The following is a 14,573-nucleotide window of genomic DNA, read 5'->3' as shown; positions in this document are numbered from 1 at the left end:
TGTACAAAGACAAAATTTTATGTACAAAAAAGACAAAAAAGAATGTACAACCCCTTTTCCCTCCATTTGAGACAAAAAAGTTTGTACAAAAAGACAAGAAACTATGTACAAATACTTATCGTTAACGACTGCTAAAAACGTAGTCAAACTTTATTAACTCCTGATCACCTTATAATTTTGTAATTAAACATTTGAAGTAATCTTATATGCTACGACATAAACAAAAATGAATATGATAATCACAAATTAATATACATTTGAAATAAATACTTCTTTAGCTGAAAAAGATGGACACTCCCCCTAGTATGCCAAATAAAATAAAAAATATTAAAAAAATCCAAAGAATAATATTTATTGGATTACTTATTCCCATTACTTCTTGCCATTTTGCTTTATAAGCGTTTTTATTTAATTGGTATCTCTTTAGTTGAAAAAATTGAAACATATTAATAATTATGGAAACTACCAAACAGATGAATAAAACTTGATCAGTATTCATAATTACCTCCCATTTTCCCACAGATTTCTTGCTTCAATTTCTTTGAGTTAATGATCAAAGAAGGTGTCTGTTTCGTTGGTCCATAAGGCGCTAACACATAATCCGCCTCCATATATCCTGCTATAATTCGTAGAATTCGCTCGTCTTTCTGTGAAAAAACGATACTATGAGTAGTCGAACTCACCGTACCATCTGTCACAAACAAACCCAAGACCCATGCCATTTCATGTGTCCATACCTTAAAGAAATCCTCGTTTACTTTATGTTTCCTTGGTTGCCCAGAGGATTGCTCACGATTCATCGCTATCCCATGTTTATACATAACATTACGAATCGCTCTTGCAGAGATACCTATAATAGGTTCCATTTCTTTAAACGGCATTCCGCTTTTGTACATACTTATAATTTCATTATCTGTAATACCGGGATTTGTTGGCATTCCATTCATCCTCCCTATTTATCAGGTTGTGGATTCGTGGATGTATTAAACTATCTTTATTATATCATAATCAGAACATTTGTTCTATCGATAAAAAATAGCCACCTCTAAAAGATGACTATTTTCCCTTTAACCTATAAAAGACTTCACATATTCAATACCCGTCTTCGTCTCATTTATAAAGGGTACAATCGCACACTGGTTTGAAAGTTCATGTTCCACTTTGGTGATCCAAGATTCTTCTGCAGCAGCTCTCCCTTTTAAAATAGGATCTGTCGTCTCTGTTGCATTTAAACTTTGATTAATAATCCACCAGTCCGGGCTAATATGAGCACGCTTTAAATCATCCTGTAATCTGCTGGCCTCCATCACCGGAGTAGCTTCTGCTAAAGTAACAATTAGAACGCTTGTTTCATCCGGATTACGAAGGCGTGGCAAGAGCTTTTGTACACTTTCAGGTACCTCACCAGTGGATCGGGCTAACTCTTTATGGTAGGATTGCGCAGCATCCAGAAGGAGTAGTGTGTGACCAGTAGGCGCTGTATCAATCACAACAATTTCATCTTCTGAACTTTCTACTATTTCTGCAAAGGCACGAAATACGGCGATTTCTTCTGTACAAGGTGAGTTTAAATCTTCCTCCAGATACGCTAAACCAGCCTCATCTAGACCTTCACTTGCCTTTAATAGTACTTCCCTTTTATATGATTCTACTTCTTTTTCAGGATCAATTCGACTGATGGTTAGAAGTTCATTCCCAGAATTTTCACCAAATATATGCCCAAGATGAGCAGCAGGGTCCGTTGTCGTTACATGTACCTTATGTCCTTTTTCAACAAGTCCTACAGCAATCGCAGAAGCAATAGTTGTTTTTCCTACTCCACCTTTCCCCATTGTAAAAATAACACGTTTTTCTGATACATCCTTAATCACTTCATTTAAGCTAGGTAAAGAATGCTCTCTCACTTGTTGCTGAGATGCTGTTGAAAGGAACGTGTATTGTTTTAAGAAATAACGAAGACTTTCCACCCCGGTTAATGAATAGGATACAAATGGCAAGGAATAGATAACATTCTGTTTTAAGCCTTCAGGTAGTTGTCTGATCATACTTTGCTGTTTTTCATATAAAGAAGCTGACACCTTGTCTTCTTGTACAAAGGACTTCATCAAGCCATTGATAATTAAATACTGATTTTTAATACCGATGTTCTTTAATTCAATAGAGGCCCGATTTGCTTCATTCAGTGATGATTCGTCAGGTCTTGAGACAAGTATTAAAGTCGTTTTATCTTGATCTGACAACGCCTCAACCGTTTTGCTGTACATTTCCTTTTTGTCCGCTAACCCTGAAAGTGGCCCAAGACAGGAAGCGCCATGAGTACTTTCAGCTAAAAATCCACTCCATGCTGTAGGAAGCTGTAATAACCGAAGAGTATGGCCAGTTGGTGCTGTATCAAAAATGATATGATCATACTGTTCTACTATAGTGGAATCAGCTAATAAACTAGTAAATTCATCAAATGCTGCTATCTCAACCGTACATGCTCCTGATAATTGTTCCTCCATTGTTGCGACAACTGAATCAGGAAGAAGCCCTTTATAAGGACCGATTACTTTATCCCGATAAGTTCTTGCCGCTACCTCTGGATCTAGATTACAAGCAAATAGATTTTCGACATTCGGTACCTCTATCGGAGTATTGTTTAGCTCCATTTCCAATACATCCTGTAGATTTGATGCTGGATCTGTACTGACAATCAAAACTTTCTTACCCGAGTCTGCGAGTGATATAGCTGTGGCACATGCTGTAGATGTTTTTCCGACACCACCTTTTCCTGTAAAAAACAGAAACGGCGTAAAGACGCTATTTTTTGGTTCAAAAGATTGAAACATTATTTTCACTTCTCTCTTAATAGTTCCAATTTGGAATCGACTTTTCTTTCTTTTAATTCTTCAACTCGTACACCAAACCAAGTTGCAAATTGTTCGTTTGATGGATACTCTCCAATCTTGACTACTTCGCCATTTAACATCGTAACGGGAAGTGAATCCGGACCTTTTCCGTGTAAAATTTTGTTGATTTGTTCATTCTCTACAAACTTTGCTGGTTCGCTAGCAAGATTGAATCTTTGAATATCAAACCCTTTTTTCTCTAATAGAAAGATTGCCGTAGCTACCCTTGTTAATTCAGGATTAACACTCGGACCACATACCCCAGTCGGACAACAAAGAGCGGGGTCAAAGATTTGCACGTTATTCATTTAATTGCCTCCTATAAATTCTTATAGCCAAGAGATACTCGTCCCCTTGGCGATAAGATTATTTCCCTGTTTCTGCAAATGTCTTGATTCGATCCTCGATTTCGTCTCGAACACGTTGGAAAAACGCCCATTTTTCCTCTTCTGTACCTTCTGCCTTTGCTGGGTCATCAAATCCCCAATGATCCCTTTTTACATGTGGTGGTGTCATCGGACATTTATCTGCTGCATCTCCACATAATGTCACAACAAAATCAGCATTATTTAAAATTTCAGGATCAATGATGTCTGAAGTTTGATTGGAAATATCAATGCCTACTTCATTCATCGCCTTTACTGCATTCGGATTTAAGCCGTGCGCTTCAATCCCTGCGCTTAATACATTCCACTTGTCTTCTAGGTATTTCTTCCCCCAACCTTCAGCCATTTGGCTTCTACATGAATTTCCCGTGCATAAGAAGTAGATTGTTTTTTTCGTCATGATGTTTTAGCTCCTTTAAATTTTTTAAATAATTAGTAACCAAATATATAAACCAACTAATGTAATAAATAGAGTTGGGATGGTTAAAATGATGCCCGTTTTAAAATAAGTTCCCCATGATATCTTAACCCCTTTTTGTGATAAAACATGTAACCATAAAAGAGTAGCTAATGAACCAATTGGGGTAATCTTTGGTCCTAAATCTGACCCGATTACATTGGCATAAATGAGCGCTTCTCGAATGACTCCTGTCGTATTTGTATCCGAAATTGCTAGGGCATCAATCATGACCGTGGGCATGTTGTTCATGACAGACGAAAGAATAGCGGCAATGAAGCCCATTCCAATTGTCGCAGCAAATAATCCTTGATCAGCTACTGCTTGGATCACATCAGATAAAAGGGTTGTTAAGCCAACATTTCTCAGACCATATACGACAACATACATCCCTATCGAGAAAAAGACAATGGCCCATGGAGCACCTTTTACTACAGAACGCGTTTGTACTGCCGGACTTCTTCTCGCAATTAATAAGAAGGCGATAGCAACAATTCCAGCAATAATTGAAACAGGAACTCCCGTGAACTCACTTGCAAAATAGCCAATAAGCAGAACTGCTAATACAATCCAAGATAACTTGAACATTTTTTTATCTCGAATGGCTTCAGTTGGACTTTTTAACTGAGAAAGCTCATATTTTTTTGGAATGCTTTTTCGGAAATATAGATATAACACTAAAATACTTGCTCCCAATGAAAAGAAGTTGGGAATGATCATTCTAGAAGCGAATTCTGCAAAACCAATCCCGAAAAAATCAGCTGATACGATATTAACTAAGTTACTGACAACTAATGGCAGTGATGTTGTATCAGCGATAAATCCGCTGGCGATGATAAAGGGGAAGACCATTTTCTCATTAAAATTTAGGTTCCGAACCATCGCTAATACAATCGGTGTTAAGATTAAGGCTGCACCATCATTTGCAAAAAATGCCGCTACTAATGCACCAAGAATGGAGACATAGACGAACATCAACACTCCATTTCCTTTTGCAGCTCTTGCCATATGTAGAGCAGACCACTCAAAAAATCCAATTTCATCTAAAATTAAAGAAATAATAATGATAGCAATAAAAGCTAAGGTTGCATTCCAAACAATGGATGTGACATCTAGAACGTCCTGAAAATCAACAACTCCTACAATCAAAGCAAGGATTGCTCCACCGCACGCAGACCATCCAATCGATAATCCTTTCGGTTGCCAGATGACTAAAATAAGTGTTGCTAAAAAAATCGCTGATGCTAAGAAGACTGATATCAATTTTGTTCCCCCTTTAATCGCATGAGATGCGTAACCCTTGTTGCTCTAACTGTTGCAATCTGTATTCTTGACTAGGGAGATTTTGAAGAATAGCTTGAACAAAAAGATAATAGTCACTTTCTTTAATCAAAGAATAAATGACCCACTGTCCTCTTCTCGTCTCTCTAACAATTCCAGCATCCTTTAGTTTCCTCACATGCTGACTAATGGCCGGCTGACTCATGTTAAATATTTCAACAAACTCACAGACACAGCAATCATGGGAATCTAAAATCTTCACCATCGTTAATCGAGTTTTATCGCCCAAAAGCTTTAAAAGATTGGCTGCTTTCTCCATTTCTATTATAGTCATCCCATTCCCCTCCCATAAATGAACCACAGTTTAATCTTCCCTTACACATGCAAATTTCTATATAAGCATTTGCTTATATAATAGTACGCTTATATGTTTTTTTCAACCATTTTTTAAAAGATGCTTATAAAGATTTTGTAAAGGTTTTGTAAATTTTATTGATAAAGACAACCGTAATGATATAAAATAAGTTTTCGAAATTGGGAATCGATATAGAAAAAGGAGTTTGCTATGACAGAATACAATCAGAACAAAGGTTTTAAGGGGCTACTAGAGCTCCTCCTAGTATCGACTAGACTTGGATTCACATCATTTGGAGGGCCTGTTGCCCACTTAGGCTATTTTCACAATGAATATATTCAACGAAGAAAATGGATGGACGAAAAAAGCTATGCAGATTTAGTCGCATTGTGTCAGTTCCTTCCTGGACCGGCTAGTAGCCAAGTAGGTATCGGGATCGGTGTCATGAGAGCAGGCATTTTAGGGGGCATTGTTTCTTTTATCGGTTTTACACTTCCCTCTGTTCTTGCCTTAATTATATTCGCGTTAATCCTTCAAGGGCTTAATGTCAGTGATGCTGGATGGATACATGGATTAAAAATCGTTGCCGTAGCCGTTGTTGCTCACGCCATTTTAGGGATGGCGAAAAACTTAACGCCTGACTTAAAAAGAAAAGCTCTTGCTTTATTTGCACTGGTCGGAACATTACTGTGGCAAACTGCCTTTACACAAGTAGGCGTAATACTCATTTGCGCTCTGTTCGGTTTTATCATTTTTAAAAATCATCAAGATAGCCATGATACAAACATACACTTTCCAATTTCAAAAGGATTCGCTATCGTATGTTTAACGTTGTTTTTCGGTCTACTCTTCCTTTTACCTATTTTAAGAGAAATTACCTCTTTAAATTGGATCGCCATGTTTGATAGTTTTTACCGCTCAGGCTCCTTAGTATTTGGTGGTGGTCATGTTGTACTACCATTACTTGAACGTGAATTTGTCCCAACTGGCTGGCTAAGCAAGGATGAATTTTTGGCAGGATACGGGGCTGCCCAAGCGGTACCTGGACCTCTCTTTACCTTTGCCGCCTATCTTGGAGCGGTCATAAATGGTTGGCAAGGAGGACTAGTCGCAACCGTTGCTATTTTCTTACCTGCATTCTTATTAATCCTAGGAACACTACCTTTTTGGGATTCTCTCCGTCGAAACCCGAAAGTAAAAGGAGCATTGATGGGTGTAAATGCAGCTGTTGTTGGAATATTAATTGCCGCATTTTATCAACCGATTTGGACCAGTTCTATACTAGCACCGATTGACTTTGCTTTTGCCGCCATTCTTTTTAGCATGTTGGTGTTTTGGAAATTGCCACCTTGGACTGTTGTTGTGACAGGAGCATTGGGCGGATCACTAATGACATTGCTGTAAAACGTATAAATCGCTTGGAACTGAAGTCCAAGCGATTTTTTAATTAATGAGAGGCAAGACCTCGTCCGATAAGGTTTGCAGACACTGGCTTTTCCCCGATTTCTCTAGACCAAATCGATAGTTGTCCTATATGGTGAATTTCATGAGCAATCACATGTCTTATTACTTCACCCCAAGTATGGGTCACAATCCCTCCATCTGGTAAGGTAAGTGTTAACAAACGTGAATCCATATGATCTTCCCAGCTATTCACAAACCTTTCCACTTCAAGATGAAATTCAGCATCTAAATCTCGAACTTTTTTCAAACTATTATACTTTTCGAAGTCCTCTTGAAAATCAGGTTTACCTTGTAGCAGGCGTATCCAGCTCCATTCGACATCTATGATATGGAAAAGAGTTTGCAAGATACTTCCCATGCCACCTGTTCGCGTTTCGAGAAGTTCTTCTTCACTTATTTCTTCACACCAAAGATACCAATCTTCTCTCACAGCCCAGTTATATCTAAAAAAAGTTAGCAAAAATACCCCTCCTTATTTATCATAAAATTCAGATAATCATATTCACAATATACTCAACGAACCTTCACGCTATAATGCCTCATCGATCTTGGAATCCCTTTGAAAGCAAGCTGTCCGTTATAAATTAAATGACGAAGACGATATTCAAGATAAAACAGACTAACCTTATCCTCAAACTCTTCGAACACAGCTGCTAATAATGTCGCTGCTATTATATAATCCCTTTGCTCTTGTTCAGCATGCAACTTTATCAACATGTTAAGTATCTCTTTGTCGAAGTAATCTTCCGCAACATGTATTATTTCATTCTTCTTCCACAATCGTAACATTTCTTTATTTCCAGTAAGATTATTCCATTCCATTTGCAATTGCAACCGCTCTCCATTCGATAAGGGACGATTATCCTTATTTTCATCAAAAATAGATTGCAACACATCAGGTTCCATATTAGAAGTATAATGAATATCACTAGATTTTATTAAGATCATGTCATTTGCCTTGTTCCTTAGTAGATTTACAAAATATCGCATACTAATTTGTTCATTCACATGATCAGCATACCAAATATAAATAGGCACTTGAGTTGGAATATCTTCAATCTCTCTTAACGTATTTAACACTTTTTCTTCAAGTTCATAATCATCTAGCTCATAATTAATATGATCATTTAACCATTCGATTCGAGCCGCTTGTCCAGTCTCTTCATTTAATTTCCACAATGGACCGATCGCTAAATCATCTGGGTACCCTATCACCGTTTTCGGACTTTTTAATGAAAATCTTACTGTGCCAGCAGTTGATTCAGAAGAAACAAGATGATATGGATGAGCGAGTTCACGTGATTGACGCTCGTTTTGTATATGTTCATTAATCTCTTGCACCACTTGATGTAAATCTTCCAGATTCATAAAATAGCCTCTACCTTCCAATGGCTGCTGGTCATAATGATTAAACTGTTCGAATGAATGATTTAACTCAAACGTACTCCACTCACCACAATCATTTACATTCGAAATCGAAACATATTGATCTGTCTCAATTTTATAAACAAATACGAGATTCGGTTCACTGTGAAAATACAGATATGGGTAATCAACTCTAGTGTTCATGCTCTGACACCTCTATTCTTTTATCCATTCACCAAAAAACTTCCGATATCCTTCTTTCATCACAGAGCTAGAAAAAGCATCAAAGGCATAGTCCCTGTTCCCCTTTGACGTCTTAATCGGGCTTGCTGCAGCCATGTTCACTAATTCAAACCAGTTCTTCTCGTTGCCAGAGAAAGAATGGGTGGCACTGATATGGTTATAGCAAGGATGTTCAGGTTTCACGACAATTTTCCCCATCGCTAAGCTTTCAGTTAAAGGCATGGCAAACGTATCAAACTTCGAACAACTCCAATAGACTTTTGCCGAATTCATAAGTGTAAAAATCTGATCCTGTGTAAGAGCAAATTGCAATTTCACATTGCTTGGAATGTCATACTTTTTCACGCTTTCCCTATATCGCTCCCCACCAAAAACCATGAACACTTCCTTATCAGGATTATTTCGAGCATATTCAATGACAAGATCTGGTCGTCGATTTTCCTCATCTCTTCCGATCCACAAAATCCGATTGTCTACAACTAGATTCGGATCGTAATATTTTTTGGCTAATCCTTCATTAAAACCAATTGGGATCACCGATACATCCTCGACACCAAAATGGCGTGACATTTCATTTTTCAAAAATTCCGTTTGTACAATCGCTTTATCTACAATCTGATAAAAAGGCTTCATCATTTCATAGCCAGTTAAAGCCGGATCAGGAAAGCTATGTGGAAAGAGAACACTATTTTTCAAAAACATTTTTAAATAGGTAAAACCCGACACCGTATAAATAACATGCTCTATATTTTGTGAATGGACTTTGTCAAGGACGATGTCATAATTGACGAGGTCGCCTTTTTCATGTTCAAATCCAGGAACCCAGTCATAACCACTAACATGTCGCTCTGGTGAGATAAAAACAATTTCAATACCCAATTCAGCTCCAATCGACTGAAGTCTCTCAGCAAAAATCCGTGGTCCTTGAGCTTCAGTAAATTGGATTTTTCTCATCACTAACCCTACTTTAGTCAACTTAAAAGACACCTCATTTTCCAAATCATCAAAAATAAAACCTCCCTCATTATATTTGAACAGGAAGGTTTTGTCATAATTATAAGTATAACAGAAACGACACTTATAGACGGATCGAATGCAGCTTTTTCACTAAAAGAACGACCTAATATTTAACTCACTCTAGCAATAAATCTTTAAAATGAAATGCAGATGCCTGTTTGTCTCTTGTTAAAACAAATACATCGATTTGTGATTCAGTCGATTTAACTTCAGTTGTTAGTTCATACTCCTTCCATTCATCCGTTAAAGTAATAGGCTCAGACTGTACATCATTTAAAAAAGTCCCTCTTGCATCTGTCTCTTCGATTTTTAAAAATACCTCTCCTTCTCCTTTGAGTGAGATTTTGTAATTAACAGCTGTTGAGGTTAGCTCACTTGGTGTGTATACAACCCCTTCCTCTGCTTTCTCACCCTTTGGTTCCACCTTAAATTCTTCATTCTCTTGCTCAGTCACAACCGCCCCGACACCAAAAAATTCAATTTCTGTTATCTCTGCTCCGAACACAGTTTGACCAAGAGATAATAGGATCATTGCCGCTACAACGTTGAAAAATAAACTCTTTTTCATTCTATACCTCCAAAATTATTTGACGACTGCGTCTAATTTTCCTAGTGTTGCTGGTCCTGCTATACCATCCGCTTTTAATTTGTGTTTCTTTTGAAAGGCAATGACCGCATTTTTCGTTGTTGTATCATAAGTTCCATTTATTTTCCCTTTATAAATGCCAGCCTTCTTTAATTTTGTCTGCATATTCGTTACAGCTGTCCCTTTTGAGCCTGCCTTTAAGGTCGGATACTTGACGACTGGAGCAGCCACTGGCTTAGTAGCGGTTGTTGTTTTAACCGGTTTCACCACCGCATCAAGTTTGCTTAATGTATTCGGGCCAGCTATCCCGTCAGCCTTTAATTTGTACTTCTTTTGAAAAGCAATGACCGCATTCTTTGTAGCTGTATCGTAAGTTCCATTTACTTTCCCTTTATAAATCCCTGCTGATTTCAACTTGTTCTGCACATCCGTAACCGCTGCTCCTTTAGACCCGGCTTTTAAAGTTGGATACTTTTTCACAGGGGTAACGGTTGTGGTTACCTTCGCCTTAGCTGCTGGCGCAGGAGTTGCAGGTTTCACTGCTGGTGTAGTTTGTTTTACTGGTTCTAAAGGCTTCGTTGCCGTCACTGGTGACTTAACTACCGCTTCCTGAGCTGGTGCAGAAATCGCTCCAGGAGTACTGGCTGGTGGTTCATTGACAATAGGTTGTTGTATATTCGACGTTTGCGCGACAGCAACTTTTAGAACTTGGCCAACAAAGATCATATCAGAATTCAATTGATTCAGTTCTTTTAACCTAGTTACTGTGAGACCATGATCATTCGCTACTTTCCATAATGAATCACCAGATTTCACTGTATAGGTAGCAGATGCTGGTGTAACTGTACCGACCTGTTCCTTCGGCTGTGCTGGATTGGTTGGGACAACCTCCACTTGATCATGGGATAACCAACTTTTATATGATTGCCAAATCGATGTATTTTCTTGCCCTAAGCTCCAGCTACCAGTTCCTTTAATATTGTATTTATGAACAAGTTCCAATTTGGCTTTAATCGACTCATGATCTTCATACCAAATATGATACGTGCCAGCAATTAATGTTTGTCCGGCGATGGTTGTCGTTGGATCCCCAGGTTTAATTGTAATTGTTGCTTTAGGAGATTTTGATTTATCATCGAATGTGACAGTTCCTCCGTATTTCTCTAATAGATCGTCAACTCGTCTATTGGAAATACCAGTACCTCCAATTGCTTCTCCTTCTTTCCAGTAACGTCCATAAAAAGGGATTCCAAGGACGACTTTTTCAGCTGACACCCCCTGATTGAGGGCATATTGAATGGAACGTTCAACCCAACCATAACTCGCAACAGGGCCTTCAGGACTACCTGAATAGCTTTCGTCGTAAGCCATGACCATTAAATAATTCGAGTATTTCGCTAATTCTTTATAGTCATATGAACCATGCCAACCCTTCGTCCAACCATTTGGATTCGCCGCTACCGCTACCGATACTTCCTTACCCTCAGGTAATTTTTCTCTTAATAATTTGACTAATTCCGTGAAATTCTCACGATCGACATCAGTCACGTTTTCAATATCGACCTGCACTCCATCAAGATTATTTTTGATAATAAAATCAGCAATTTGTGTTGATAGCACTTCTCGATTGGCTAGAGCTACACGCCCAACCGTTCTATCCCAATGATTGCTTAGAAAAGGAACCACTTTAATACCCCGTTTATGCATTTCAGTAACAAAATTCGGATCAAACTGAGAGGTCACCTTAAGTGAACCATCAGCATTTATATCAAAATAACTTGGAGAGACAAGGCTTAGATTCCCTTCAGTTTTGTCAACCTGGGATATATATGATTGCGTGTTTCCGAAATAGAGATAAGACATATTAAAATCTACTTCATGGGCTTTTGCCCGGTCTAATGGAAAGCTCGCTAGGATTGTCGCACCCGCGACAATGATAATCGTCGCTGCTTTTATTTTCGGCATTTGTTTTTTGACAAATGAAAACGCACTATCCCTCAGTTTCTTAGCACGATTCTTCTCAAACACACCTAATTCAGAGCCAAATTCAGTCAAATATGAATCTTGGCCTTTCTGTTCAACATACAGTACAACCTTCATATCTCCGTTTTCTTCAATTAACTCATATCGACTAAAGTCCATTGATGTCACTAATATCACCTCATAGTGATATTATTTCTTTTTTCAGTACCGTTATGAAAAATAAAAAGGCACAAGGAAAGGTTACCCCTCCTTATGCCATTTGTCAGTATTTATTTTCCTTCAACAACTTCTTTTAAAATCTCGTAAGAACGTTTCTGCTTATCTGGATCAAAAATATAGGAGACAGCCATTAGCTCATCTACGTTATATTTTTCCTGGAAACGGCTTAGCTGTTCCGTTATGGATTTTTTACTACCTATTAATGTCACACTCGACATCGAAGTAGCCATTTGTTCTTCATGTGGACTCCAAATCCCATCCATACTCTCAATTGGTGGGCTAAGAGGTTTTTGTGTTCCACGAACAACATTCAAGAAAAACTGTTGCATCGTTGTCTGTTCTAATTTTGCTTCCTCATCGCTTTCAGATGCAATCACGTTCAAACAAACCATCATATATGGTTTATCCAAATAGGCTGACGGTTGGAATCGGTTCCGATAAATCGAAATAGCCTCCTCCATATATCTCGGAGCAAAGTGGGAGGCAAACACGTACGGTAGCCCTAACTTCGCCGCTAAATAGGCTGAATCTGTAGAGGAACCAAGAATATAGATAGGAATGTTTGTATCAACTCCAGGATACGCCTTTACATACCCTTGAGTCTCAACTGGTCCAAAATAAGTAAGTAGGGACTGAACATCTTCTGGGAATGTGTAGACAGAGTCACTTTTTGAGCGCCTTAAAGCACTTGCAGTCATCATATCTGTCCCCGGCGCTCTACCTAAACCTAAATCCAGTCTTCCTGGATAGATTGTTGCCATTGTACCAAATTGCTCAGCGACGACTAAAGGAGAATGATTCGGAAGCATGACGCCACCAGAACCGACCCGAATATGATTGGTATGTTCCAATGTGTGTTTTATTAATATTGAAGTAGCTGAACTGACTAATGTAGGTGTATTATGATGCTCTGCAATCCAGTATCTCGTATAACCCATCTCTTCCGTTGCTTGGGCCAAAGATACCATCGCATCAATTGCATCGATCGCTCCCTGCCCTTTGCGAATCGGAGCTAAATTAAGAACAGACACAGGTATATTTATATTTGACATTATCAAGACCCTTTCTTTTCAAGAATTCAATCAATTCACTTCACTTAGAAGTATAAAATGAATTTAGTATTATACTATCAATTGATGTTCCAGAAAGAAAATGAAATGCTTATCACCCATCTTCCTCAAATTTCTTTATTTAGAAGAAAATAATCTTTATACTTAAAAGAAAAAGCACCTTTATATGGGAGGGTGTCGATGCAAAAAGATCCGGAACAATTGAATGAAACTCAAGAAGAAGAAATAGATTGGGATGAATTCTTCCATGAAGAAGTAGATGAAGAATGGGAAGAAGAGAAGAAGCGGAGGAAAAAGAAGCGAGCTTTCATTGTAAAAATCATTGGTGGAATCCTTGCCTTTTCATTATTGATAAGTACTTTGCAAATCTGGTTTAATATCATCAATATTCCCGCCATTCGTTTCATAGAAGTTTCTCAAAGACTTTCAAACACACCAGAAGTAAGTGCGTATAAAAAATCGGTGGTCACGATTGAATGGGATGGAGTGAAAGGAACTGGATTCAATATTGAAGACGACGGATTGATTGTCACAAATGATCATGTTGTTGATCATACAGATACAGTTCATATTCATTTTAAATCTGAAGGTTCCTACATCGGTAAAGTAATTGCCAGAGATCCAGAACTAGATCTTGCAATTGTTGATATAGAAGGGACAGCTCTACCCACTTTAAATCTCACCTTTGAGGAAAATTGGGAGGAATCCATTGGTGAAAAAATCACATTTATCGGAAATCCTCTTGCTTTTACCCAGATTGCGAATGAAGGAACAGTAGTGGACAGTGTTCAACTTCAAGATTGGGATGTTCCTACGATGGTCATTGATGCACCTATCTACAAAGGGAATAGTGGCAGTCCAGTCATAAATCAAAATGGCAAAGTCATAGCCGTTATTTTTGCCACCATTTCCTCAGACGAACTTAACAAACGAGTAGGAGTAGCTGTCCCATCAAACTACATTGAAAAATTGATCGAAGAAAGGTAGGGATATTCCCCTACCTTTCATTATGCGTACTTAACTCCCGCTTGTTTAATATTATTGATATCACCAGAACTACATGGAGTAACCGCATAGGTCATCTCACATTTTGGACAATTCATGATGACTTTATCAAAAAGAAATGTTTCTCCACACTCACAATTAATTTCATGAATGACTCTTGGTGGCTGTTGATCTTTTCCTTTGCTTTTAACGTGATCTACTACTGCTTGGCCATCCTTTAAACTTGAACATCCACAACTCATATTTAAAAC

The 14,573-nt window shown here is 38.1% G+C and carries 16 protein-coding genes; 2 read left to right on the top strand and 14 right to left on the bottom strand.

The annotated features are described in order from the left end of the window. Positions 1–274 precede the first annotated feature (274 nt). From AA0X71_RS11600 to AA0X71_RS11570, 7 genes are all read right to left on the bottom strand, one after another. A complete protein-coding gene (locus AA0X71_RS11600; RefSeq protein ID WP_413362276.1) occupies positions 275–499 on the bottom strand; it encodes a hypothetical protein in 225 nt (74 codons plus the stop codon). Further along, positions 489–938 carry an LAGLIDADG family homing endonuclease gene (locus AA0X71_RS11595; protein WP_413362274.1) on the bottom strand — a complete coding sequence of 150 codons (450 nt, stop codon included), beginning with the start codon at positions 936–938 and terminating at the stop codon, positions 489–491. The genes AA0X71_RS11600 and AA0X71_RS11595 overlap by 11 nt, the downstream gene beginning before the upstream one ends. 129 nt (positions 939–1,067) lie before the next feature. After that, positions 1,068–2,831, bottom strand: coding sequence for an arsenical pump-driving ATPase (arsA, locus tag AA0X71_RS11590; RefSeq protein WP_413362272.1), 1,764 nt, complete (start codon positions 2,829–2,831; stop codon positions 1,068–1,070). A 5-nt stretch (positions 2,832–2,836) separates the two neighbouring features. Next, positions 2,837–3,199 (bottom strand): arsenite efflux transporter metallochaperone ArsD, encoded by a 363-nt coding sequence (gene arsD, locus AA0X71_RS11585; RefSeq protein ID WP_413362270.1) that lies wholly within the window; start codon positions 3,197–3,199, stop codon positions 2,837–2,839. Positions 3,200–3,257: 58 nt separating this feature from the next. Further along, positions 3,258–3,677: an arsenate reductase (thioredoxin) gene (gene arsC / locus AA0X71_RS11580; RefSeq protein WP_413362268.1), complete on the bottom strand. Its 420-nt coding sequence runs from the start codon at positions 3,675–3,677 to the stop codon at positions 3,258–3,260. 24 nt (positions 3,678–3,701) lie between these two features. Beyond that, a complete protein-coding gene (locus tag AA0X71_RS11575) occupies positions 3,702–4,997 on the bottom strand; it encodes an arsenic transporter (RefSeq protein WP_413362266.1) in 1,296 nt (431 codons plus the stop codon). Between the two features lie 13 nt (positions 4,998–5,010). Next, the gene (locus tag AA0X71_RS11570; RefSeq protein ID WP_413362264.1) at positions 5,011–5,349 is read right to left on the bottom strand and encodes an ArsR/SmtB family transcription factor; all 339 of its coding nucleotides are present in this window, start codon (positions 5,347–5,349) and stop codon (positions 5,011–5,013) included. A gap of 231 nt (positions 5,350–5,580) precedes the next feature. On the opposite strand from AA0X71_RS11570, the gene AA0X71_RS11565 reads away from it, so the two are divergent. Next, a complete protein-coding gene (locus AA0X71_RS11565; protein WP_413362262.1) occupies positions 5,581–6,774 on the top strand; it encodes a chromate transporter in 1,194 nt (397 codons plus the stop codon). A 43-nt stretch (positions 6,775–6,817) separates the two neighbouring features. On the opposite strand, the gene AA0X71_RS11560 is transcribed toward AA0X71_RS11565, so the two are convergent. The 6 genes from AA0X71_RS11560 to AA0X71_RS11535 all read right to left on the bottom strand — a co-directional run bounded on the left by AA0X71_RS11560 (position 6,818) and on the right by AA0X71_RS11535 (position 13,299). After that, complete coding sequence (locus AA0X71_RS11560; RefSeq protein ID WP_413362260.1) at positions 6,818–7,294, bottom strand: DinB family protein; 477 nt, start codon at positions 7,292–7,294, stop codon at positions 6,818–6,820. Between the two features lie 53 nt (positions 7,295–7,347). Beyond that, entirely contained in the window at positions 7,348–8,403 is a 1,056-nt protein-coding gene (locus AA0X71_RS11555) for a DUF1835 domain-containing protein (RefSeq protein ID WP_413362256.1), read from the bottom strand. Positions 8,404–8,415: 12 nt separating this feature from the next. Then, entirely contained in the window at positions 8,416–9,417 is a 1,002-nt protein-coding gene (locus AA0X71_RS11550; RefSeq protein WP_413362254.1) for a glycosyltransferase, read from the bottom strand. A gap of 157 nt (positions 9,418–9,574) precedes the next feature. Beyond that, positions 9,575–10,027, bottom strand: coding sequence for a hypothetical protein (locus AA0X71_RS11545; protein ID WP_413362252.1), 453 nt, complete (start codon positions 10,025–10,027; stop codon positions 9,575–9,577). Between the two features lie 15 nt (positions 10,028–10,042). Next, the gene (locus AA0X71_RS11540; protein ID WP_413362565.1) at positions 10,043–12,187 is read right to left on the bottom strand and encodes a peptidoglycan-binding protein; all 2,145 of its coding nucleotides are present in this window, start codon (positions 12,185–12,187) and stop codon (positions 10,043–10,045) included. Positions 12,188–12,297: 110 nt separating this feature from the next. Beyond that, positions 12,298–13,299 carry an LLM class flavin-dependent oxidoreductase gene (locus AA0X71_RS11535; RefSeq protein WP_413362250.1) on the bottom strand — a complete coding sequence of 334 codons (1,002 nt, stop codon included), beginning with the start codon at positions 13,297–13,299 and terminating at the stop codon, positions 12,298–12,300. Positions 13,300–13,497: 198 nt separating this feature from the next. Between AA0X71_RS11535 and AA0X71_RS11530 the strand changes: the two genes are divergently transcribed. Further along, positions 13,498–14,304, top strand: a complete 807-nt coding sequence (locus AA0X71_RS11530; protein WP_413362248.1) for a S1C family serine protease — start codon at positions 13,498–13,500, stop codon at positions 14,302–14,304. 20 nt (positions 14,305–14,324) lie between these two features. Here the strand turns inward: AA0X71_RS11530 and AA0X71_RS11525 are convergent, their stop codons facing one another. Continuing rightward, positions 14,325–14,564, bottom strand: coding sequence for a hypothetical protein (locus AA0X71_RS11525; RefSeq protein ID WP_413362246.1), 240 nt, complete (start codon positions 14,562–14,564; stop codon positions 14,325–14,327). Positions 14,565–14,573 lie beyond the last annotated feature (9 nt).

The organism is Robertmurraya phoenicis, from assembly GCF_047302285.1.
In the GTDB taxonomy this organism is placed as follows: Bacteria; Bacillota; Bacilli; order Bacillales; family Cytobacillaceae; genus Robertmurraya.
The sequence above is the reverse complement of the archived record's forward strand: the minus strand, read 5'-3'. Positions and strand labels throughout refer to the sequence as shown.

What these genes read in the sequence shown, in the direction of transcription:
- AA0X71_RS11600 (WP_413362276.1), bottom strand. Translation starts at nt 499, where the DNA reads ATGAATACTGATCAAGTTTTATTCATCTGTTTGGTAGTTTCCATAATT.
- AA0X71_RS11595 (WP_413362274.1), bottom strand. Translation starts at nt 938, where the DNA reads ATGCCAACAAATCCCGGTATTACAGATAATGAAATTATAAGTATGTAC.
- arsA (WP_413362272.1), bottom strand. Translation starts at nt 2,831, where the DNA reads ATGTTTCAATCTTTTGAACCAAAAAATAGCGTCTTTACGCCGTTTCTG.
- arsD (WP_413362270.1), bottom strand. Translation starts at nt 3,199, where the DNA reads ATGAATAACGTGCAAATCTTTGACCCCGCTCTTTGTTGTCCGACTGGG.
- arsC (WP_413362268.1), bottom strand. Translation starts at nt 3,677, where the DNA reads ATGACGAAAAAAACAATCTACTTCTTATGCACGGGAAATTCATGTAGA.
- AA0X71_RS11570 (WP_413362264.1), bottom strand. Translation starts at nt 5,349, where the DNA reads ATGACTATAATAGAAATGGAGAAAGCAGCCAATCTTTTAAAGCTTTTG.
- AA0X71_RS11565 (WP_413362262.1), top strand. Translation starts at nt 5,581, where the DNA reads ATGACAGAATACAATCAGAACAAAGGTTTTAAGGGGCTACTAGAGCTC.
- AA0X71_RS11555 (WP_413362256.1), bottom strand. Translation starts at nt 8,403, where the DNA reads ATGAACACTAGAGTTGATTACCCATATCTGTATTTTCACAGTGAACCG.
- AA0X71_RS11545 (WP_413362252.1), bottom strand. Translation starts at nt 10,027, where the DNA reads ATGAAAAAGAGTTTATTTTTCAACGTTGTAGCGGCAATGATCCTATTA.
- AA0X71_RS11540 (WP_413362565.1), bottom strand. Translation starts at nt 12,187, where the DNA reads ATGGACTTTAGTCGATATGAGTTAATTGAAGAAAACGGAGATATGAAG.
- AA0X71_RS11535 (WP_413362250.1), bottom strand. Translation starts at nt 13,299, where the DNA reads ATGTCAAATATAAATATACCTGTGTCTGTTCTTAATTTAGCTCCGATT.
- AA0X71_RS11530 (WP_413362248.1), top strand. Translation starts at nt 13,498, where the DNA reads ATGCAAAAAGATCCGGAACAATTGAATGAAACTCAAGAAGAAGAAATA.
- AA0X71_RS11525 (WP_413362246.1), bottom strand. Translation starts at nt 14,564, where the DNA reads ATGAGTTGTGGATGTTCAAGTTTAAAGGATGGCCAAGCAGTAGTAGAT.